Origin of the sequence: Pseudomonas sp. FIP_A4, from assembly GCF_036701605.1 — a bacterium.
Classification (GTDB): domain Bacteria; phylum Pseudomonadota; class Gammaproteobacteria; order Pseudomonadales; family Pseudomonadaceae; genus Stutzerimonas; species Stutzerimonas phenolilytica.
The window spans coordinates 472,971-494,006 of the sequence record NZ_JAYDXP010000127.1 but is presented as its reverse complement, the minus strand read 5'-3'; the positions used below and the strand labels follow the sequence as shown (position 1 = coordinate 494,006).

Sequence of the window (21,036 nt, the reverse complement as noted above, 5' to 3'; positions counted from 1 at the left end):
GCAACTAGTCTTTGCGGGTCGGTTCTTCGACCTTGCGCGCCTGGGCATCGATGGTCTGCCCGGGCTTTTCCTCGACGCCTGGCTTGTCGTCGTCGGTGCCCATCGATTTGCGGAAGCCCTTGATCGCATCGCCGAGGTCGGAACCCAGGCCTTTGAGGCGCTTGGTGCCGAACAGCATGATGACGATGAGCAGGATGATCAGGAGTTGCCAGATGCTAATGCCGCCAAGACCCATGATGTGATACTCCGGAGTGGATCAGGTTTGTGGACGCGCGGCTTTTTCCGCGTGTCCGGAGAGGCCGAAGCGCCGGTCCAGCTCGTCCAGCACTGCCTGGGGATGCTGGCCGAGCGCGGCGAGCATGACCAGGCTGTGGAACCACAGGTCGGCGGTTTCGTAGATGAGGTCGCTGCAGTCGCCGCTGCTGGCGGCGTCCTTGGCGGCGAGGATGGTTTCCACCGATTCCTCGCCGACCTTTTCGAGAATCTTGTTCAGCCCCGTGTGATACAGACTGGCCACGTAGGAGCTGTCCGGTGCGGCGTCTTTGCGCGCTTCCAGCACTTCGGCCAGACGGGTGAGGGTGTCACTCATGCTTGTGCTCCGCATAGATGGCGTGCGGGTCTTTCAGGACCGGCTCGACGGCCTTCCAGGCGTCGTTCTCGAAGACCCGGTAGAAGCAGCTCTCGCGGCCGGTATGGCAGGCGATGCCACCGATCTGCTCGACCAGCAGGATGATCACATCGGCATCGCAGTCCAGGCGCAGCTCATGCAGCTTCTGCACATGGCCGGACTCCTCGCCCTTGCGCCACAGCTTGCCGCGCGAGCGTGACCAGTAGATCGCACGCTGCTCGCGGGCGGTCAGCGTCAGCGCCTCGCGGTTCATCCAGGCCATCATCAGCACGCGGCCGGTCTTGTGGTCCTGGGCGATCGCCGGGACCAGCCCGTCACTATTCCAGTTGATCTCGTCCAGCCAGTTCATCGATACCTCCGCTGAGTGCGCCAAGTGTGCCAGCCCCTATCGAGCCTGGCTATCGGCGCACGACGATGTACGTGCCGGCCACAAGCATCACCCAGGCCGGCCAGGTTTGCGGCCCGACGAGGTGCTCGGCGCCGGCGGCGAGCGTGGCGCCGCTACCCAGCAGCAGCGCGCCGATCAGCCGCAGCGGCCAGCCGCGGTTGCGCTCGCGCCAGGGCGGCGGCGGATTGTCGGCGTGCGGATGGGCCATTCGTTCGAGCAGCTCGCGCGTCATGTGTGCCAGGTGCGGAACCTGCTCGATCTGCGCATGCACGTTCTTCAGCAGCTGGCGCGGGCTCATGCGCTCGCGCATCCAGCGTTCCAGATAGGGCTGGCCGGTGGTCCAGAGGTCGAGCTGCGGATACAGCTCGCGGCCCAGGCCCTCGATGTTCAGCAGGGTTTTCTGCAGCAGCACCAGCTGCGGCTGTACTTCCATGTTGAAGCGCCGAGCAACCTGGAACAGGCGCACCAGCAGCTGACCGAAGGAGATGTCCTTGAGCGGCTTCTCGAAGATCGGCTCGCACACCGTGCGGATCGCCGCCTCGAATTCGTTGACCTTGGTTTCCGCCGGCACCCAGCCCGAGTCGATGTGCAGCTGCGCCACCTTGCGGTAGTCGCGCTTGAAGAAGGCCATCAGGTTGCGCGCGAGATAGTCCTGGTCCTCGGGCGTCAGGCTGCCGACGATGCCGAAGTCCACCGCGATGTACTGCGGACTCCACGGCTGATGGGTACTGACGAAGATGTTGCCAGGATGCATGTCGGCGTGGAAAAAACTGTCGCGGAACACCTGGGTGAAGAAGATTTCCACGCCGCGCTCGGCGAGCTGGCGCATGTCGGTATTCTGCCGCGCGAGCGCCGCCATGTCGGTGACCGGCACGCCGTAGATGCGCTCCATCACCAGCACCTGCGGGCGGCAATAGTCCCAATGCACCTGCGGCACGTAGAGCAGCGGCGAGCCCTCGAAGTTGCGCCGCAGCTGACTGGCGTTGGCCGCCTCGCGCAGCAGGTCGAGTTCGTCGTAGATGGTCTTGGCGTAATCCTCGACCACCTCGACCAGATGCAGCCGGCGGGCGTCGATCGAGGCGCGCTCGGCGGTCTTGGCCAGGAGGAAAAGCCAGGCCAGGTCCTGACCGATCACCGGTCGCAGGTTCGGCCGCACCACCTTGACGATGACTTCCTCGCCGCTGTGCAGCCGCGCCGCATGCACCTGGGCTACCGAGGCGGAGGCCAGCGGCGTGCTGTCGAAGCGGGCGAACAGTTCGCCGACCGGCGCGCCGAGCTGCTGCTCGATCAGCTCGGTGGCATGTGCGGAATCGAACGGCGGCACGCGGTCCTGCAGCATGGCCAGCTCGTCGGCGATATCGGCCGGCAGCAGGTCGCGACGGGTGGACAGCAGCTGGCCGAACTTGATGAAGATCGGCCCCAGCCCTTCCAGCGCCAGGCGCAGGCGCGCACCGCGCGACAGCGTGCTGTGGCGGCGCGGAATCCAGCGCCAGGGCAGCAGATAGCTCGTGGTACGCAGCCACCAAGGCATCGGCAGGTCGAGCAGAATGTCATCCAGGCGGTAGCGGATCACCACCAGCAGGATGCGGAACAGGCGGGCAGTGGCAGCGAACAGCTTCATTCGGCTTGATCTGGTTTCAGGTGGAGAGCGAGGCGTTCGACGCGTGCCTCGAGTCGGTCGAGGGCCAGTTTCAGTGCGTCCAGCTCGGCGAAGCGCGCCTCGGCTTCGGCCTGGCCGACCAGTGCGCGACTTTCCTCGCTGAGGTAATCGGCCAGGTCCAGGCGCAGCGAGTCGGCGCTGTCGCGCGCCCAGCGCAACGGCGCGCGCACGCTGGAGCCGAGCACCTGGCTGGCGACCGGGCCGAGCCAGCGCGAGAGTTCGTATTCCCAATCCAGCTCGAGGTCCTGCAGCACCTCGGCGAGATTCATCAGCACGCCGCTGTCGCCGTCGATCTCGACATCCGGGCCGTGCAGCACGGCGGTCTTGTTGCGACTGACGGCGAGCCGGAGCAGGCTGCTCGCCGGGGCGCGCAGGCGGCAATCGGCATCGCTGGCCCAGCTCGAGGCGAGGCGCAGGCCCTCTTCATCGGCAAGGACGAACAGACGCCAGTTCGGCGCCGTGCACTCGATCTCGATGATGCGGCCACTAAGCCGGGCCAGCCGCGGCAGTGCGGCCGGGTCCAGGCGCAGGATGCCGTTGAGGCCGCGCTCGGCGCTGGCCAGCAGGGCTGTGCGCAGCATCAGGGCTTGATGCCCCGGTGCAGCGCGACGATACCGCCGGTCATGTTGTGGTAGGTCACGCGCTCGAAACCGGCGGTCTGCATCATACCCTTGAGGGTTTCCTGATCGGGGTGCATACGGATCGACTCGGCGAGGTAGCGATAGCTCTCGGCGTCATTGGTGATCAGCTTGCCCATCATCGGCAGCAGGCTGAACGAATAGGCGTCGTAAGCCTTGGAGAACAGCTGGTTGGTCGGCTTGGAGAATTCCAGCACCAGCAGGCGGCCACCCGGCTTGAGCACGCGCAGCATGGAGGCGATGGCGTCTTCCTTGTGGGTGACGTTGCGCAGGCCGAAGGCGATGGTGACCACATCGAAGTGGTTGTCCGGGAAGGGCAGCTTCTCGGCGTCGGCCTGAACGAACTTGACGTTGCCGGCCACGCCCTTGTCCAGCAGCTTGTCGCGGCCGACCTTGAGCATCGAGGCGTTGATGTCGGCCAGTACCACTTCCCCGGTGGGGCCGACGATGCGCGAGAACTGGCGGGTCAGATCACCGGTGCCGCCGGCGATATCGAGGATACGATTGCCCGGGCGGGCGCCGGAGAGCTCGATGGTGAAGCGCTTCCACAGCCGGTGAATACCACCGGACATGAGGTCGTTCATCAGGTCGTACTTGGCGGCTACGGAATGGAACACCTCGGCCACCTTCTGTGCCTTCTGGCTTTCTGGCACGCTCTTGTAGCCGAAATGGGTGGTCGGTTCCGCGTCATGCGCTTTGCGTGGATCGGTCATGTCACTGTCACCGGAAGAATGTGCCGCGCATTCTAAACCCAAAAGACCGCACCTCGCTTCACGTGCGAAGCCGCGCCGACGCGCTAATGCAGGAAAACTTGATTACGGTCGGGTCCGGTGCGGGTGCTGCCGTCCGTCGGTGCATTGGCTGCTGTATAGTGCCGGCCGTTCATCGGCCTGCAGTCAGGAGTCGGCATGTCCCGAATCATCGTCGAGCGTTTCCACAGTCTCGGTCGCGAAGCCGCTCGCGCAAAGGCCGAGCAGCTGGCCAGTCGGCTGGCCAGCGAGTACGGCGTCAGCTATCGCTGGCAGGGCGACGTGCTGGCAGTGCGGCGCAGTGGCGCCGATGGGCAGATCGAGGTCGGCGAGGACCGGGTGAAGGTGCAGCTCAACCTGGGCCTGCTGCTGTCGGCGATGGGGGCGAGCATCCAGGGCCAGATCGAGCGGGCGCTGGACAAGGCGCTGGCGTGAGTCGGCGAAACATCCGGGCCTAGAAGGATGCGGCTTGCCACCCTCCACGCCGCGTCCGCCGCGGGTTTGCGAACTCAATTCACCACCCCCTTGGCAGCTGATCCGGCGGGCAGTCGCAGCGGCTGTTACAGCATCAGCTTGACCACCGATTCGTCTGGGTCGCGCGACTTGCCGGCCTTCTCCAGCGCCTGCAGGTAGTCCTCCCACAGCGCTTGCTGGTCGAGCGCCAGGCGCTCCAGGTAATCCCAGGTGAACAGCCCGCTGTCATGGCCGTCGCTGAAGGTCAGCTTCAGCGCGTACTGGCCGGCCGGTTCCAGCTTGTCCAGCCCGACGTTGAGCTTGCCGGTCTGCAGCACCGGATTGCCGTGGCCCTGCACCTCCGCCGAAGGCGAATGCACGCGCAGGAATTCCGCGCTCAACACGTAGCGCTCGTCGGCGCCGTACTCCAGTTCGAGCGTCTTCGAGGCCTTGTGCAGCTTGATGGCGGTGGGGATACGCATGGGTCAGCTCCAAGCGACAAGCCGCGAGCGACCAGCCAAGGCAGTACCTGTCTGCGGCTCGTCGCGGGGCGGCTCGTGGCTGCAGTTAAAGGATGTAGCGCGACAGATCTTCGTCCTGCGCCAGTTCGCCGAGGTGCTGGTTGACGTAGGCGGCATCGATGCGGATCGCCTCGCCGTCCTGCTTGGCCGCCAGGTCGCCTGCGCTGAAGGAGACTTCCTCCAGTAGGCGTTCGAGCAGCGTGTGCAGCCGGCGCGCGCCGATGTTCTCGGTCTTCTCGTTGACCTGCCAGGCAATCTCGGCGATGCGCTTGATGCCGTCGTCGAGAAATTCCACGTGTAGGCCCTCGGTCTTCAGCAGCTCGCGATACTGCTCGGTGAGCGAGGCGTGCGGCTCGGTGAGGATGCGCTCGAAGTCTTCCGGCGACAGCGCCTTGAGCTCGACGCGGATCGGCAGGCGGCCCTGCAGTTCGGGCACCAGGTCGCTGGGCTTGGACAGGTGAAACGCGCCGGAGGCGATGAACAGGATGTGGTCGGTCTTGACCATGCCGAGCTTGGTGTTGACCGTGCTGCCTTCGATCAGCGGCAGCAGGTCGCGCTGTACGCCCTCGCGGGAGACATCGGCGCCGCCGGTATTGCCGCGCTTGGCGACCTTGTCGATCTCGTCGATGAAGACGATGCCGTTCTGTTCCACCGCTTCCAGGGCGCGTGCCTTGAGGTCTTCTTCGTTGACCAGGCGCGCGGCTTCTTCGTCGCGGATCAGCTTGAAGGCTTCCTTGATCTTCAGCTTGCGGCTCTTCTTTTTGCCCTTGCCCATGTTGGCGAAGAGGTTCTGCAGCTGGCTGGTCATCTCTTCCATGCCGGGCGGCGCCATGATTTCCACGCCCGCCGGGTTTTCGGCGACCTCGATGTCGATTTCCTTGTCGTCCAGCTGGCCTTCGCGCAGACGCTTGCGGAACAGCTGGCGGGTGTTGGAATCGGCCGACTGCACCGGCTCCTCGGAGAAGCCCACCGGACGTGCCGGCGGCAGCAGGGCGTCGAGGATGCGCTCTTCGGCGGCGTCCTCGGCGCGGTGGCGCATCTTGTGCACCTCCTGCTCGCGCAGCATCTTCAGCGCGGCGTCGGCCAGGTCGCGGATGATCGATTCGACGTCGCGGCCGACATAGCCGACCTCGGTGAACTTGGTCGCTTCCACCTTCAGGAATGGCGCGTTGGCCAGCTTGGCCAGGCGGCGGGCGATCTCGGTCTTGCCGACGCCGGTCGGGCCGATCATCAGGATGTTTTTCGGCGTGACTTCCTGGCGCAGCTCGGCCGGCAGCTGCATGCGCCGCCAGCGGTTGCGCAGGGCAATGGCCACGGCGCGCTTGGCGTCGTCCTGGCCGATGATGTGGCGGTTGAGTTCGTGGACGATCTCGCGGGGCGTCATGGACATGCGATTACTCCAGCGGCACGGCTCAGATGGCCGAGTCCAGCTCTTCGATGGTCAGATTCTGGTTGGTGAACACGCAGATGCTGCCGGCGATGTTCAGCGCGGTCTCGGCGATTTCGCGGGCGCTCATGTCGTCGCCGGCCTTCTGCAGCAGGGCCATGGCGGCGGCCTGGGCGAAGCCGCCCCCGGACCCCATGGCGATCAGCCCGAGCTCGGGTTCGACCACGTCGCCGTTGCCGGTGATGATCAGCGAGGCGTCCTTGTTGGCCACCGCGAGCATGGCTTCCAGGCGGCTCAGCGAACGGTCGGTGCGCCAGTCTTTGGCCAGCTCGACGGCGGCGCGCACCAGATGGCCCTGATGTTTCTCCAGCTGACCCTCGAAGCGCTCGAAGAGGGTGAAGGCGTCAGCAGTGGCGCCGGCGAAACCGGCCAGCACCTGACCGTGATAGAGGCGGCGGACCTTCTTGGCGTTGCCCTTCATGACGGTATTGCCGAGGGAAACCTGGCCGTCGCCGCCCATGACGACTTTGCCGTTGCGGCGCACTGAAACGATGGTGGTCAAGGGAAATCTCCACGCTGCGGGGCGATGAATGCCCGAATGCAGGGTGATATGGGGCACCGCCGCAGGCTTTTCAACGCCGCTCGACCATCGGTTAGCGCAGCGCTCGCCTCAGTCCAGGGTGAAACCGAGCTGGCGCCAGGCCTCGTAGACGGCGATGGCGACGGTGTTGGACAGATTCAGGCTGCGGCTGTCCGGGCGCATCGGCAGGCGCAGGCGGCGCTCGGCGGGGAAGGCGTCGCGTACCGCGTCCGGCAGGCCACGGCTCTCGGGGCCGAAGAGGAAGGCGTCGCCACGGCGGAATGCGACCTGATGGAACGGCTGCGAACCCTTGGTGGTGAAGGCAAACAGGCGTGGGGCGTCGTCAGCGCCGGACTGCCCGGGCGGCGCAATGCCCAGCTCGGCGAGGCAGGCGTCGAGGCTGGCATGCCGGCGCAGCGGCGCGTATTCGTGGTAATCCAGGCCGGCGCGGCGCAAGCGCTTGTCGTCCAGTTCATAGCCCAGCGGCTCGATCAGGTGCAGGCTGCACCCGGCATTGGCGCAGAGCCTGATAATGTTGCCGGTGTTCGGTGGAATCTCCGGCTGGAAAAGGATCACGTGAAACATGCGCAGCACCCGATTGGACGACGGCGGCGATTCTACTGCGCCGGACCCGCGGCCGCGCCTGCGGCGGCGCTTTTTCGCCTCGCTGGTGCTGATCGGCCTGCTGGTGGGGATGATGATCGGCCGGCTGACGACGCCCGAGCCGGCCCGGCTGCGCGCCGTCGAGAGCATCGGTGAAAGCCTGCTGCTGCGCTTCAGTGCGCCGACGCAGTACCGCGCACAAACGGTCGACGGCGCCTATGCGCTGCTCTTGCAGGCGCGGGGCGGAGAGCGTGACGGGCAGTTGCAAGTGGACGGGCAGCGCGTGCGCTGGCGCATCCAGGCCATCGGGCAGGACCTGCTGCTGAATCTGGTCGCGCTCAGGCCGCTGCGGGTGCAGCCGAGCGAGCGGCAAGAGGAGGCTGACTGGGTGCTGGAGCTGCGGCTGGCGCCCGCGGACGATCTTCCATGAGGGTGTCTCGAATTACGTCTTCGCATCGATCCCGCGGTTGAGCCGCCGAGCGGCGTCGCGCTGGATGTAAAAAGCGACATCCACGCACGACGCTGCCAGATTATTCCTCCTCCTCTTCATCCCGGCCATCACCCATGCCCAGCTCCTTGATCTTGCGGGTCAGGGTGTTGCGTCCCCAGCCCAGCAGCAGCGCGGCGTCGCGGCGGCGACCGGCGGTGTGCTTGAGCGCGGTCTCGATCATGATCCGCTCGAACGCCGGCACGGTGGTTTCCAGCAGGTTCGACTGGCCGAGCGTCAGCGCCTGGTCGGCCCAGCTGCGCAGCGCCTGTTCCCAGTTGTGCGTCGGTTGGGCATCGGCCGGCAGGCTGAGCAGCTCCGGCGGCAGATCGCTGATGTGCACCTCGCGCCCGGACGCCATCACTGTGATCCAGCGACAGGTGTTCTCCAGCTGGCGCACGTTGCCCGGCCACGGCAGCTGCTGCAGGAAGGCCGCCGTTTCGCTCTTGAGCAGCTTGGTCTCGACGGCCAGTTCCTCGGCGGCGGCGGCGAGAAAATGCTGCGCCAGCGCAGGGATGTCCTCGCGGCGATCGGCCAGCCGTGGAATGTGGATGCGGATCACGTTGAGGCGATGGAACAAGTCTTCGCGGAACTTGCCGGCCTGCACCAGCGCCTCGAGGTCTTGGTGGGTGGCGGCGATGATGCGCACGTCCACGCGCACCGGCGTGTGCCCGCCGACGCGGTAGAACTCGCCGTCGGCGAGCACGCGCAGCAGACGCGTCTGGGTGTCGGCGGGCATGTCGCCGATCTCGTCGAGGAACAGCGTGCCGCCGTCGGCCTGCTCGAAGCGCCCGCGGCGCTGGTTCGCCGCGCCGGTGAACGCACCCTTCTCATGGCCGAATAGCTCGGACTCCATCAGGTCCTTGGGGATTGCCGCCATGTTCAGGGCGATGAACGGCGAGGCCGCACGCGGACTGTGACGGTGCAGGGCATGGGCGACCAGCTCCTTGCCGGTGCCGGACTCACCGTTGATCAGCACGGTGATGTTGGAGTGCGAGAGGCGGCCGATGGCGCGGAACACCTCCTGCATCGCCGGCGCTTCGCCGATGATCTCCGGCGTGTGGGCCTGGCTGGCCGGCGCCTGCAGGCCCTGTTGCTCCTGGGCATGCTGGTTGGCGCGCTTGACCAGCGAGACCGCATCGTCGACGTCGAACGGCTTGGGCAGGTACTCGAACGCGCCGCCCTGATAGGAGGCCACGGCGCTGTCGAGGTCCGAGTGCGCGGTCATGATGATCACCGGCAAGCGCGGGTGCCGCTCGCGGATCTGCGCCAGCAGATCGAGGCCGCTGGTGCCGGGCATGCGGATGTCGGAGATGATCACGTCCGGCTGCTGCTGCGTCAGGCGGCCGAGCACGCTGTCGGCGGTTTCGAAGCTCTGCGTGGCGATGCCTTCCTGCTGCAGCGCTTTCTCCAGGACCCAGCGGATGGAGCGGTCGTCGTCGACGATCCAGACGGTTTCGCTTCGGTTCATGGGCAGGGGGCTCCTTGTTCGAGCGGCAGGAAGATCGAGAAGGCGGTATGCCCGGGATGGCTCTCGCACTCGATCAGGCCCTGGTGCTGACTGATGATGTTCTGGGTGATCGCCAGGCCCAGCCCGGTGCCGTCCGGGCGGCCGCTGACCATCGGGTAGAACAGGGTGTTCTGCAGTTCGGCCGGGATGCCGGGGCCGTTGTCGATGATCTCGATGCGTGCCACCAGCCGGTGGCGGATGTGGCCGATGGTGAACTGGCGCACCGTGCGGCTGCGCAGGGTCAGGCGGCCCAGGCCCAGTTCGGTCTGTCCGGCCAGCGCCTGCATGGCATTGCGCATGATGTTGAGCACGGCCTGGATCATCTGCTCGCGATCCATGAGGATCTCGGGGATGCTCGGGTCGTAGTCGCGAACCAGCACCAGGCTGCCCTGACATTCGGCCTCGATCAGGCTGGCGACGTGTTCCAGTACCTCATGGATGTTGGTCATCTCCAGCCGCGGCAGGCGGTTCGAGCCGAGCATGCGGTCGACCAGGTTACGCAGGCGGTCGGCCTCCTCGATGATCACCTCGGTGTAATCCTGCAGGTGTTCGTCCGGCAGTTCGCGGGCCAGCAGTTGCGCGGCGCCGCGGATGCCGCCCAGCGGATTCTTGATCTCGTGGGCCAGGCCGCGTACCAGCATCCGCGTGGTTTCCTGCTTGGACAGCTGCGCCTCCTCCTTGGTGATGCGCAGCAGCCGGTCACGCGGCAGCACTTCGAGCAGCAGCATGGTTTCGCCGCTGCCGAGAATCGGCGTCACCGCGTAGTCGACGGTCAGCGTCTGACCGGTGGCGGAGGTTAGCGTGGCCTCGCGCTTGGTGAACGGGTGTGCCTCGGCTACCGCCTGGCGCAGGGCAGACAGCGCTTCGGGCGACTCGGTGAACAGCTCGCTGATGAATTGGCCGTGGCTGCGCTGGCCGCTGACGGCGAGCAGCATCTCTGCCGCCGGATTCATGTACTCCAGGCGCAACCGCGCATCGAGCAGCAGTGTCGCGGTGGTCAGGTTCTCGATCAGCAGGCGTTGCAGGGCTTCGGTCAGCATGGCGGGTCTGCATCCTTTGGGTAGGCCGGTAAATGCAAGAAGCAAACCAGACGCGCCAAAACGGCGCGTATCGGCGTGCTGGCGGCATCTGGCGCCCGGCCTGCGTGAACCAAAAGGGTGAGCGGTGAAATTATTCGCCACTCATGTGCACCAAAAAGGTGCACATGATGATCATAGGAAAGGAATGAAGGGGATGTCGCGTTTTTCCGCCGGCTTGTCCTTGAGCGGGCATTCGGGGCGTACGCCGTAGTCGTTCTTGCGGCACGGATTGACCATGCGCCGCTGGGCCAGCGAGGTGCGAATCAGATGAAAGGTGCGCGCCGGGCTGCGCGCCAGCTCGCGGCCTTCGGCGTCGATCACGCGCAGCTGTAGTCGATGAGTGCCGCGGTCGACGTTGTGCAGCTCGAAGTGGGTCTCGGGGCCGGCGGCGCTGAGCGCCTCGCCGTCGAGCAGCAGCTGGTAGCCGTGTCCGGCCTGCGGCGCAGGGTTGCCGCTGGCACTGACCAGCAGATCGCCGGCGTTGCTGCGGATGGTCTCGTCCTCGGCTGGACTGACAATTTGCAACTGGTAGCGGATCGCCGCCGTTGCGGCCGGCACTGGCGCCGCGGGCGCGACGGGCGGCAGGGCCGGCATGTCGTTGGTGGGCTTGAGTTCGATCTGCTCGGCGGCCTGACCGGCCGGGCGGTCGGTGAACACCCGGTTACCGTCCGCGTCGATGTAGCTGTAGATCCCCGCGTTCGCCGGTGCCGCCAGCGCCAGCAGCAGTGCGGTCAGCCAGCGGCCGCTGCGGATCATGGCGCCGCCCGGTGGCGCAGGGCGGGGCTGGAGGTATGCACGCGTTGCACCGTGAATACCGCCGGCTCGCTGCGCTGGATCACTCGGCCATTGCTGAGCACCTCGACCTGCAGACGGTGTTCGCCGCGCTCGACGTTGTTCAGTTGCAGCGAGGTGGCCTGGCTGGCGGCGGCCTGGGGAATGCCGTCGAGGACGAAGCGCAGCTGATGGCCGCGTCGTAGCGGCGGGTCCAGCTCGGCACTCACCACGAACGTGCCATTGTTGGCGCGCAGCGCGGCTTCGTCCGGAATGCCGCTGAGCGCGAGCGAGCGGTACGGTTGTCCGGCTTCTGCGTCCGCCGGCAGGGACGCCGGTGCGGAGGGGGTCTGGATGTCGACGGTGTTGGGCGGCGGCAGCTCGACGCGCTCGGCAGCAACGCCTTCCGGTGGCTGGTTGGTGTAGACGGTGTTGCCCTGGGCGTCGGTGTAGGTATAGATCTCGGCGATCGCCGGGGCGCTGAGGATCAGCAGCAGGCCGAACAGTGCGTGGCGCATGGGAAGCTCCGCGTGAAGGACAGCGAGAGCCTTGCACCGCGGGCGGCGCCAGGCAAGCCCGGGCATGCGGATTTGCGAGCCGGCACAAGCTGCGCGCGGTGACGGCGGCGCAAACGACAGAGGCCGCCCGAAGGCGGCCTCTGCGTACAGGCGGTGCTGCTTAGACGCTGTAGTACAGGTCGTATTCCAGCGGATGCACGAAGGTGCGCACCTTGATCTCCTCGGCGGCCTTCAGCTCGATGAAGGCATCGAGGAAGTCCTTGGTGAACACGCCGCCCTTGAGCAGGAAGTCATGATCGGCTTCCAGCGCCTCCAGTGCCTCCTTCAGGCTGCCGCACACCTGCGGGATCAGCTTGGACTCTTCCGGCGGCAGGTCGTACAGGTTCTTGTCCGCGGCGTCGCCTGGGTGAACCTTGTTCTGGATACCGTCCAGGCCGGCCATCAGCAGCGCGGCGAAGGCCAGGTACGGGTTGGCAGCCGGATCCGGGAAGCGTGCCTCGATGCGGCGGCCGCGGGCGCTGGCCACGTACGGAATGCGGATCGACGCGGAGCGGTTGCGTGCCGAGTAGGCCAGCATGACCGGCGCCTCGAAGCCCGGGACCAGACGCTTGTAGGAGTTGGTCGACGGGTTGGTCAGGGCGTTCAGCGCCTTGCCGTGCTTGATGATGCCGCCGATGAAGTACAGGGCGGTATCGGACAGGCCGGCATAGCCTTCACCGGCGAAGGTGTTCTTGCCGTCTTTGGCGATCGACATGTGCACGTGCATGCCCGAACCGTTGTCGCCGTACAGCGGCTTCGGCATGAAGGTAGCGGTCTTGCCATAGGCTTCGGCGACGTTGTGCACGACGTACTTGAGGGTCTGCACTTCATCGGCCTTGGCGACCAGCGTGTTGAACTTCACGCCGATCTCGTTCTGCCCGGCGGCCACTTCGTGGTGGTGCACTTCGACGACCTGGCCCATTTCTTCCAGGGCGTTGCACATGGCGGTACGGATCTCGTGATCCGGATCGCTCGGCGGAGTCGGCAGGTAGCCGCCCTTGACGCTGATGCGGTGGCCGTTGTTGCCCTGGCCGCCGTTCATGTCGGTGTCGCTGTTCCAGGACGCCTGCTCGCAGAAGATCTTGAACATCGAGCCGGACATGTCGGACTTGAACTTCACCGCGTCGAAGATGAAGAACTCCGGCTCCGGGCCGACGAACACGGTGTCGCCGATACCGGTCGACTTCAGGTATTCCTCGGCGCGGCGGGCGATGGCGCGCGGATCGCGCTCGTAGCCCTGCATGGTGGACGGCTCGATCACGTCGCAAACCAGGATCAGGGTCGGCTCTTCGGTGAACGGGTCCAGCACGGCGCTGCCGTCGTCCGGCAGCAGGATCATGTCGGAGGCCTCGATGCCCTTCCAGCCGTCGATGGAGGAGCCGTCGAACATCTTGCCGACTTCGAAGAAGTCGTCATCGGCGTCGCGAGCCGGCATGGTGATGTGATGCTGACGACCCTTCGGGTCGGTGAAGCGCAGATCAATCCACTTCACATCGTAATCTTTGATCAGTTGAAGCGACTTCGACATGGTGTTCTCCAAATGGTGGAAGCGGCCTGTTCGCTTCCGAATCGAGGGCGGAGCCGGCGGCGATGTTCCGCCAAGGCGACCTGCCTCACAAGTGAGCAAATTGCATGCCAGTGCTCCGAAATGGACCTGCAGCCGCCAAATGGCGCGGCGACGCAGTTTGGCTTCGGAGATTGCAGGCAATCCTCCCGGCGGGCGCGCCTGGATGGTGCGCGCACAATAGGCATTGCACTATTTTGGTGCAATAACGCGTCGCGCAGAAAACCGACTAAATGTTGAACAGTTTCCGCTATACTCCGCGCCCCTCTTTTTCCGCCATGTCGGCGCACGCGCTGTTTCCTCATGAAGCTGATCGTCAAGGTTTTCCCCGAAATCACCATCAAGAGCCCGCCGGTGCGCAAGGGCTTCATTCGCCAGTTGGCGAAGAACATCCGCACCGTGCTGCGCGAGCTCGACCCGGAGCTGCGGGTCGAGGGGGTGTGGGACAACATCGAGGTGGAAACCGCGCTGACCGAGCCGAAGCTGCTGCGCGAGATGATCGAGCGCCTGCGCTGCACGCCGGGCATCGCCCATTGCCTGGAAGTGCACGAGTATCCGCTGGGCGATCTCGACGACATCGTCGCCAAATGCAAGGCACATTACGCCGAGCGCCTGCCGGGCAAGATCTTCGCCGTGCGCTGCAAGCGCGCCGGCAAGCACCCGTTCAGCTCCATGGATGTCGAGCGCCATGTCGGCAGCCAGCTGCGCCAGCAGTGCGGTGCCGCCGGCATCTCGCTGAAAGCGCCGGAAATCGAAGTGCGCATGGAAATCCGCGATCAGCGCCTGTTCGTCGTGCACGAGCAGCATGACGGCATCGGCGGCTATCCGCTGGGCGCGCTGGAGCAGACCCTGGTGCTGATGTCCGGCGGTTTCGACTCCACAGTCGCCGCCTACCAGATGATGCGCCGCGGGCTGATGACGCATTTCTGCTTCTTCAACCTCGGCGGCCGCGCCCACGAGCTGGGCGTGATGGAAGTCGCCCATTATCTGTGGAAGAAATACGGCAGCTCGCACCGGGTGCTGTTCATCAGCGTGCCGTTCGAGGAAGTGGTCGGCGAGATTCTCGAGAAGGTCGACAACAGCCAGATGGGCGTGGTGTTGAAGCGCATGATGCTGCGCGCCGCCACGCAGATCGCCGAGCGTCTGCACATCGACGCGCTGGTTACCGGCGAGGCGATCTCCCAAGTGTCCAGCCAGACCCTGCCGAACCTCTCGGTGATCGACTCGGCGACCGACATGCTGGTGCTGCGTCCGCTGGTCGCCAGCCACAAGCAGGACATCATCGACACCGCTTTCGAGATCGGCACCGCCGAGTTCGCCAAGAACATGCCCGAGTACTGCGGCGTGATCTCCAAGAACCCGACCACCAAGGCCAAGCGCTACCGCGTCGAGCATGAAGAGAAGCAGTTCGACATGGCCATCCTCGAGCGCGCTCTGGCCAGCGCGCGCCAGGTGCCGATCGACCGGGTGATCGACGAGCTGGGCGAGGACATCAAGGTCGAGGAGGTCCACGAGGCGATGGCCGGGCAGGTCATCCTCGACATTCGTCACCCGGATGCCGCCGAGGACGAACCGCTCGAACTGACGGGCATCGAAGTACAGACGCTGCCGTTCTACGCGCTGAACAATCGTTTCAAGGAACTGGATGAAAACCGCCAGTACCTGCTGTATTGCGACAAAGGTGTCATGAGCCGCCTGCATGCTCACCATCTGCTGAGCGAGGGGCATGTGAATGTGCGCGTCTATCGTCCGGCCTGACCCTTCGGTGAAGCAGCCGGGGTTGCTGGGCGGCAGCATCCGCCACCGCCCCCCCGACCTGCACTGATCGCAATGCAGTGCCGTTACAACCTCGGACAGACAGCCTTCGTCCGGACTACTTCAAGCTTCCAGCCTCAGCTCGAAGCTCTCTACAGAGAAACGAATCAGTGATCGAGAATCTCCGCAACATCGCCATCATCGCCCACGTCGACCACGGCAAAACCACCCTCGTCGACAAGCTGCTGCGCCTGTCCGGCACCCTGGACCGCAAGGAAGCCGAAAACGAGCGCGTGATGGACTCCAACGACCAGGAAAAGGAACGCGGCATCACCATCCTGGCCAAGAACACCGCGCTGAAGTGGAACGGCTACAACATCAACATCGTCGACACCCCCGGCCACGCCGACTTCGGCGGTGAAGTCGAGCGCGTGATGAGCATGGTCGACTCCGTGCTGCTGGTGGTCGACGCCCAGGACGGCCCGATGCCGCAGACCCGCTTCGTGACCCAGAAGGCGTTCAAGGCCGGCCTGCGTCCGATCGTCGTGGTGAACAAGATCGACCGTCCCGGCGCGCGTCCGGACTGGGTTGTCGACCAGATCTTCGACCTGTTCGACAACCTCGGCGCCACCGACGAGCAGCTCGACTTCCCGATCGTCTACGCCAGCGCCCTGAACGGCATCGCCGGTCTGGACCACGAGAAGCTGGAAGACAACATGGACCCGCTGTTCCAGGCCATCATCGACCACGTGCCGGCGCCCAAGGTCGACCTCGACGGCCCGTTCCAGATGCAGATCTCCCAGCTGGACTACAACAGCTTCCTCGGCGTGATCGGCATCGGCCGCATCGCCCGCGGCACCATCAAGGCCAACAGCCCGGTCACCGCCATCGGCGCCGACGGCAAGAAGCGCAACGGCCGCATCCTGAAGATCATGGGTCACTCCGGCCTGCAGCGCGTCGAAGTCGCCGAAGCCGAAGCCGGTGACATCGTCTGCGTGTCCGGTATGGACGAGCTGTACATCTCCGACACCCTGTGCGACCAGAGCGCCGTCGAGGCGCTGCCGCCGCTGACCGTCGACCAGCCGACCGTGAGCATGACCTTCCAGGTCAACGACTCGCCGTTCGCCGGCAAAGAAGGCAAGTTCGTCACCAGCCGCAACATCAAGGACCGCCTGGACAAGGAGCTGCTGCATAATGTGGCGCTGCGCGTCGAGCCGGGCGAGAGCCCCGAGAAGTTCAAGGTTTCCGGCCGTGGCGAGCTGCACCTGTCGGTGCTGATCGAAACCATGCGTCGCGAAGGCTTCGAGCTGGCCGTCGGCCGTCCGGAAGTGGTGATCATCGAGAACGAGGCCGGCGAGAAGCAGGAACCGTACGAGAACGTCACCATCGACATCGAGGAGCAGCACCAGGGGCCGGTGATGGAGCAGATGGGCCTGCGCAAGGGCGATCTGACCAACATGATCCCGGACGGCAAGGGCCGCGTGCGCCTGGAGTACACCATTCCGGCGCGCGGCCTGATCGGCTTCCGCAACAACTTCCTGACCCTGACCTCCGGCACCGGCATCCTGACCTCGACGTTCAGCCACTACGGCCCGATCAAGGCCGGTGAAGTCACCAATCGCCAGAACGGCGTGCTGGTCTCGATGGCCACCGGCACCGCGCTGACCTACTCGCTGGAAACCCTGCAGGCCCGCGGCAAGCTGTTCCTCGAGCCGGGCCAGGAGATCTACGAAGGCCAGCTGTGCGGTATCAACAGCCGTGACAACGACCTGGTGATCAACCCCACCAAGGGCAAGAAGCTCGACAACATGCGCGCTTCCGGCAAGGACGAGGTCATCGCCCTGGTGCCGCCGATCAAGTTCACCCTCGAGCAGGCGCTGGAATTCATCGCCGACGACGAGCTGGTGGAAGTGACGCCGAAGTCGATCCGTCTGCGCAAAAAGTATCTCAACGAGAACGACCGCAAGCGCTTCGAGCGCAGCAAGGTCTGATCGGCAGGTAGCTGACCGCAATAAAAAAGGCGCCCAAGGGCGCCTTTTTGCTGTCTGCGGGGTGGCTCGGGTGGCTGCTCGCCGGGGTTACTGACGAACCCAGGTCTGGCTGCGTCCCAGCGCCTCGATGCCGATGTAGCCGCGTACTTCGAGCTTGTCGCCGCCATCGAGCAATGTGGCCTTGGACCGGTAGGTCTTGCCATTGGCCGGGTCGAGGATGGTGCCGTTGCTCCAGACCTGCTCACCGTCCGGTTTCAGGTCCCAGAGGATGGTCATGCCGGTGATGGGCTGGTCCTTGCGCTCACCTTCGCACTCGTCGCACAGCGGGTTCGGCCCGTGCTCCGAATGCAGGATTTCCACGACCTTGCCGGTCAGCGAGCCGTCAGCAGTCTGCTGAATCTCGACGATGGACTTGGGCTTGCCGGTTTCGTCGTCGATGGTCTGCCAGCGCCCGGCTGGCGACTCGGCAGCGAAGGCCAGTGACGAGAGCGAAAGGGGCAGGGCCAGCAACAGGGCATTGAACAGTGGACGCATGATTTCTCCAGTGATTGGGAAGGCGCCGCCGACTCTACCAGCGACGATTCCGCCCCGTTGCGCCTGACCGCCTGACCGGTTGGTTCTCGTCACATATGCCCTTCGAGTCGTCCTGTTTCGGGGTTCTGTTGCGGACGCTGTCGGCGGCGATGCGACCGCGATGATCGCGGCATACGTCATGCCGGGAGGATGCTTGGCGAGCACGCCGCGCCTCGTCGGAAGTGTCGTTTCGATCGGCATTCGCCTGTCGGTCGCAGGTCGGCTGTCCGGGCGCCGCGGTACGACCCTTCCGCCGTGCGGGGTGCCAGCGCCTGCTGCGCCGCCTCGCGCTGCACGCAACCTGTACAAGATATTGAGGGCGTAAAGTTTTGTTTCCTTCTGCTTGCCGCCCGCTTGACGGTTTCTGGCGCTATGCGGCTTTTCTTCGTGTGTACGGCGTGCGGAAAACTTGTACAAAGTAGTGGCAAGGTGACAGTATCTTGTACAGGTTTTTTGCCTCAGGGCCGCCGAGCTTCGTTCGGCCGGTAACGATTGAAGTAGCTAACAGGGGAAACAGCGAATGAACAGGCAGATGTCGGTATCCATGCGCCTGGGGCTGGGGTTCTGCGTGATCCTGGCGCTGATGGTCGCGGTGGCGGTCCTCAGTGCCGTGAAGGTCGGCATCATCGACCGCAGCATGAACCAGATCGGCACCCAGGCAGGCCTGAAGCAGCGCTACGCGATCAACTTCCGTGGCAGCGTGCATGACCGGGCAATCGCTGTGCGCGATGCCGTCAGTGCCGCCGATCCGGTTTTCGCGCGTAGCCAGGTGGCCGAGATCGAGCGCCTGGCGCAGCTCTATGCGGACTCGGCGGCGCCGATGAAGGCAATGCTCGCGCAGTCCGCGGCCGATGCTGTGGAGAAGCAGCTGATGGGGCAGATCGAAGCCATCGAGGCGAAAACCAACGCGCTGACGCAACAGGTGGTCGAGCTGCGCTTCGCCGAAGGCTCGGAGCGCGCCCATGCCTTCCTGCTGGATAACGTCGCTGGCGCTTACACCGAGTGGCTGCGCCTGATCAACGCGTTCATCGACCATCAGGAAGTGAGCATCAACGAGGACGTGACCATCGTGCGCGACACCGCCAGCGGCTTCCTCGCCTTGATCGTCGCGGTGACCGGGATCGCCGTGTTGCTCGGCGCGGCCATCGCCCTGGTGATCATCCGCAAGCTGCGCTCGACGCTCGGCGCCGAGCCGGACGAGGTGGCCCGCGTGATCAACAACCTGGCCAGTGGCGACCTCGGACAGGTGATCGTCACGCCGTTCCCCAATAGTGTCATGGGCGCGACGGCGAAGATGGCCACGCAGCTGACGGCGATCATCGCCGAGGTGCGCGCGGCGGCGAGTGGCGTCGGTACGGCGTCGGGCGAATTGCTCAGCTCGTCAGCGAGCAGCAATCAGCAGATCCAGCATCAGTCTGCCGAGGCCGAGCAAGTGGCCACGGCGATCAACCAGATGGCCGCGACGGTGAATGAGGTCGCGAGCTTCGCGGCCCAGGCGGCGGCGGCAGCGAAGAGCGCGGACGAGCAGGTCGAGACTGGCACACGCATCGTGGGCGAGACGGCGTCGTCGATCCACAACCTTGCCCAGGTGCTGGAGACTGCCACCGATACGGTCAACCAGCTGTCGGCCGAAAGCGGCGACATCGAGAAGATCCTGCAGGTCATCACCGCCATCGCCGAGCAGACCAACCTGCTGGCCCTCAATGCGGCCATCGAGGCGGCGCGTGCCGGCGAGCATGGCCGCGGCTTTGCGGTGGTGGCCGACGAGGTGCGCTCGCTGGCCAATCGCACGCAGCAGTCGTCCAGCGAGATCAGCGCCATGATCGCCTCGCTGCAAGCGGGCGCCGGCCGGGCGGTGGAGGTCATGCAGTCGAGCCGGCAGCTGGCGCAACAGACCGTCGAACAGACGCTGCAGGCGGAAAGCGCGCTGGCCAAGATTCGCCAGGAGGTCGGCTCGATCAACGAGATGAATGCGCAGATCGCCACCGCCGCCGAGGAGCAGAGCGCCGTGGCGGAAGAGGTCAACCAGAGCGTGACGCGCATCCATGACTCGACGGTCGCCAGCTCGGCGGCGTCGAACCAGGTCGCTTCCTCCAGCGCGGACCTCACCCAGCTCGCCCAGGAGCTCAACCGCAAGGTTGGCTATTTTCGCGCTGCCTGACCGGGCAGGTCGCAGCCGCATGCGCTGATTGGCGGAGGGGCTGGAACGAAGCGGGCCGAGGCGCCTTCCAAGTTTCATCCCCTTCTGGAATCGAGCCCATGACTTTTTCGATCATCGCCCGCTGCCCGCGCACGGGGCAGTTCGGGGTGGCTGCGGCCACCGCCATGCCGGCGGTCGGCAAGCTGCTCAGCCATGCCGCCGCGCGCGTCGGCGCGGTAGCGACGCAGGCGCAGATCAACCCTTACCTCGGCATCGACGGCCTGCGTCTGTTGCGCGAGGGGTGTGCCGCGGCCGAGGTGATCGAGCGGCTCAGGGACATCGATCCGTGCATGGAGCTGCGCCAGTGCGCGGTGATCGACCGACGCGGCGAGGTGGCCTGCTGGACCGGCGCGAAATGCCCGCCCTGGGCCGGTGCCATCGCCGCCGAACAGTTCTGCGTGCAGGGCAACCGCCTGGCCGGGCGCACGGTGCTGGAGGCGGCGGCCGAGGCCTATCGCCGCGCCAGCGCGCGCCCGCTGGTGGAGCGGCTGATGGAAGCGCTCGCGGCGGGTGACGCCGGTGGTGGCGACCGCTGCGGCGAGTCCTCGGCGACCGTCTATGTGGTGGATCAGGAGGAATATCCGCTGTGGGACATCCGCGTCGATCATCACCGCGAGCCACTGACGGAGCTGCGCCGGCTCCATCGGGTGTTTGCCCGCGAGGTAGTGCCGGAAATCCTCGCCATGCCGACGCGGGCGAACCCGGCGGGCAAGGCCGCCGAGGAGCCGATCTGACGCGCCCGGCAGCCATCGGCGCTAGCACCGCGGTGAGCAAAAAGGGGAGAGATTTATTTTCCGGACGTGTTCGTCACGCGCGCTACAAACCGCTTCGCGCGTCCGACTGAACCCTGTCCGTGCACGCATGGTGGCCGATCCAAGCGACTATCGCTGGTCTAGCTACAACAGCCGCATGGATGCTGGTGATTCGGCGAGATGGCTGGAT

The 21,036-nt window shown here is 65.5% G+C and carries 22 protein-coding genes; 6 read left to right on the top strand and 16 right to left on the bottom strand.

What is annotated here, in order from left to right:
• Window positions 1-4 precede the first annotated feature (4 nt).
• Genes tatA through ubiE form a run of 6 tightly spaced genes read right to left on the bottom strand, consistent with a single transcriptional unit; the run spans window position 5 to window position 4,027 of the window.
• Window positions 5-235 (bottom strand): twin-arginine translocase TatA/TatE family subunit, encoded by a 231-nt coding sequence (gene tatA / locus U8L64_RS17670; protein ID WP_003286709.1) that lies wholly within the window; start codon window positions 233-235, stop codon window positions 5-7.
• 21 nt (window positions 236-256) lie between these two features.
• Window positions 257-589 (bottom strand): phosphoribosyl-ATP diphosphatase, encoded by a 333-nt coding sequence (locus U8L64_RS17665; protein ID WP_333398392.1) that lies wholly within the window; start codon window positions 587-589, stop codon window positions 257-259.
• Window positions 582-1,001, bottom strand: a complete 420-nt coding sequence (hisI, locus tag U8L64_RS17660) for a phosphoribosyl-AMP cyclohydrolase (RefSeq protein WP_273528139.1) — start codon at window positions 999-1,001, stop codon at window positions 582-584. Before hisI ends, U8L64_RS17665 begins: the two co-directional genes overlap by 8 nt.
• A 25-nt stretch (window positions 1,002-1,026) precedes the next feature.
• On the bottom strand, window positions 1,027-2,637 hold the full coding sequence (gene ubiB / locus U8L64_RS17655; protein WP_138300581.1) for a ubiquinone biosynthesis regulatory protein kinase UbiB: 1,611 nt from the start codon (window positions 2,635-2,637) through the stop codon (window positions 1,027-1,029).
• The gene (locus U8L64_RS17650) at window positions 2,634-3,257 is read right to left on the bottom strand and encodes a ubiquinone biosynthesis accessory factor UbiJ (protein WP_333398391.1); all 624 of its coding nucleotides are present in this window, start codon (window positions 3,255-3,257) and stop codon (window positions 2,634-2,636) included. Before U8L64_RS17650 ends, ubiB begins: the two co-directional genes overlap by 4 nt.
• Entirely contained in the window at window positions 3,257-4,027 is a 771-nt protein-coding gene (gene ubiE / locus U8L64_RS17645) for a bifunctional demethylmenaquinone methyltransferase/2-methoxy-6-polyprenyl-1,4-benzoquinol methylase UbiE (RefSeq protein WP_043295383.1), read from the bottom strand. The genes U8L64_RS17650 and ubiE overlap by 1 nt, the downstream gene beginning before the upstream one ends.
• A 195-nt stretch (window positions 4,028-4,222) precedes the next feature.
• On the opposite strand from ubiE, the gene U8L64_RS17640 reads away from it, so the two are divergent.
• Complete coding sequence (locus U8L64_RS17640) at window positions 4,223-4,498, top strand: polyhydroxyalkanoic acid system family protein (protein ID WP_054093997.1); 276 nt, start codon at window positions 4,223-4,225, stop codon at window positions 4,496-4,498.
• Between the two features lie 125 nt (window positions 4,499-4,623).
• Here U8L64_RS17640 and U8L64_RS17635 read toward each other — a convergent pair whose 3' ends face one another.
• From U8L64_RS17635 to U8L64_RS17620, 4 genes are all read right to left on the bottom strand, one after another.
• Entirely contained in the window at window positions 4,624-4,998 is a 375-nt protein-coding gene (locus U8L64_RS17635) for a gamma-butyrobetaine hydroxylase-like domain-containing protein (RefSeq protein WP_008567082.1), read from the bottom strand.
• Between the two features lie 85 nt (window positions 4,999-5,083).
• Window positions 5,084-6,427 carry an ATP-dependent protease ATPase subunit HslU gene (gene hslU / locus U8L64_RS17630; RefSeq protein ID WP_102827990.1) on the bottom strand — a complete coding sequence of 448 codons (1,344 nt, stop codon included), beginning with the start codon at window positions 6,425-6,427 and terminating at the stop codon, window positions 5,084-5,086.
• Between the two features lie 22 nt (window positions 6,428-6,449).
• Window positions 6,450-6,986, bottom strand: coding sequence for an ATP-dependent protease subunit HslV (gene hslV, locus U8L64_RS17625; protein ID WP_043295390.1), 537 nt, complete (start codon window positions 6,984-6,986; stop codon window positions 6,450-6,452).
• Between the two features lie 108 nt (window positions 6,987-7,094).
• Window positions 7,095-7,589 carry a tRNA (cytidine(34)-2'-O)-methyltransferase gene (locus U8L64_RS17620; protein WP_333398390.1) on the bottom strand — a complete coding sequence of 165 codons (495 nt, stop codon included), beginning with the start codon at window positions 7,587-7,589 and terminating at the stop codon, window positions 7,095-7,097.
• On the opposite strand from U8L64_RS17620, the gene U8L64_RS17615 reads away from it, so the two are divergent.
• The gene (locus tag U8L64_RS17615) at window positions 7,588-8,037 is read left to right on the top strand and encodes a hypothetical protein (protein WP_333398389.1); all 450 of its coding nucleotides are present in this window, start codon (window positions 7,588-7,590) and stop codon (window positions 8,035-8,037) included. The two genes, U8L64_RS17620 and U8L64_RS17615, sit on opposite strands and share 2 nt — an antisense overlap.
• 100 nt (window positions 8,038-8,137) lie before the next feature.
• On the opposite strand, the gene ntrC is transcribed toward U8L64_RS17615, so the two are convergent.
• The 5 genes from ntrC to glnA form a co-directional block, all read right to left on the bottom strand.
• Window positions 8,138-9,565: a nitrogen regulation protein NR(I) gene (gene ntrC, locus U8L64_RS17610; protein WP_043295397.1), complete on the bottom strand. Its 1,428-nt coding sequence runs from the start codon at window positions 9,563-9,565 to the stop codon at window positions 8,138-8,140.
• Window positions 9,562-10,644 (bottom strand): nitrogen regulation protein NR(II), encoded by a 1,083-nt coding sequence (gene glnL, locus U8L64_RS17605; protein WP_043295399.1) that lies wholly within the window; start codon window positions 10,642-10,644, stop codon window positions 9,562-9,564. The genes ntrC and glnL overlap by 4 nt, the downstream gene beginning before the upstream one ends.
• A 171-nt stretch (window positions 10,645-10,815) precedes the next feature.
• The gene (locus U8L64_RS17600; protein WP_333398388.1) at window positions 10,816-11,439 is read right to left on the bottom strand and encodes a DUF4124 domain-containing protein; all 624 of its coding nucleotides are present in this window, start codon (window positions 11,437-11,439) and stop codon (window positions 10,816-10,818) included.
• A complete protein-coding gene (locus tag U8L64_RS17595) occupies window positions 11,436-11,972 on the bottom strand; it encodes a DUF4124 domain-containing protein (RefSeq protein ID WP_077682227.1) in 537 nt (178 codons plus the stop codon). Before U8L64_RS17595 ends, U8L64_RS17600 begins: the two co-directional genes overlap by 4 nt.
• 160 nt (window positions 11,973-12,132) lie before the next feature.
• Window positions 12,133-13,539: a type I glutamate--ammonia ligase gene (glnA, locus tag U8L64_RS17590; RefSeq protein ID WP_043295404.1), complete on the bottom strand. Its 1,407-nt coding sequence runs from the start codon at window positions 13,537-13,539 to the stop codon at window positions 12,133-12,135.
• A 339-nt stretch (window positions 13,540-13,878) separates the two neighbouring features.
• Here glnA and thiI point away from each other — a divergent pair, with 339 nt between their 5' ends.
• Both thiI and typA read left to right on the top strand, forming a co-directional pair.
• Window positions 13,879-15,333, top strand: coding sequence for a tRNA uracil 4-sulfurtransferase ThiI (gene thiI / locus U8L64_RS17585; protein ID WP_043295406.1), 1,455 nt, complete (start codon window positions 13,879-13,881; stop codon window positions 15,331-15,333).
• 167 nt (window positions 15,334-15,500) lie between these two features.
• Window positions 15,501-17,321: a translational GTPase TypA gene (gene typA, locus U8L64_RS17580; protein WP_333398387.1), complete on the top strand. Its 1,821-nt coding sequence runs from the start codon at window positions 15,501-15,503 to the stop codon at window positions 17,319-17,321.
• An 87-nt stretch (window positions 17,322-17,408) separates the two neighbouring features.
• On the opposite strand, the gene U8L64_RS17575 is transcribed toward typA, so the two are convergent.
• Entirely contained in the window at window positions 17,409-17,855 is a 447-nt protein-coding gene (locus U8L64_RS17575; protein ID WP_054094001.1) for a DUF2147 domain-containing protein, read from the bottom strand.
• A 559-nt stretch (window positions 17,856-18,414) separates the two neighbouring features.
• Between U8L64_RS17575 and U8L64_RS17570 the strand changes: the two genes are divergently transcribed.
• Together U8L64_RS17570 and U8L64_RS17565 are read left to right on the top strand one after the other, a co-directional pair.
• The gene (locus tag U8L64_RS17570) at window positions 18,415-20,055 is read left to right on the top strand and encodes a methyl-accepting chemotaxis protein (RefSeq protein ID WP_333398386.1); all 1,641 of its coding nucleotides are present in this window, start codon (window positions 18,415-18,417) and stop codon (window positions 20,053-20,055) included.
• 98 nt (window positions 20,056-20,153) lie between these two features.
• Complete coding sequence (locus U8L64_RS17565; protein WP_043295414.1) at window positions 20,154-20,828, top strand: DUF1028 domain-containing protein; 675 nt, start codon at window positions 20,154-20,156, stop codon at window positions 20,826-20,828.
• Window positions 20,829-21,036 lie beyond the last annotated feature (208 nt).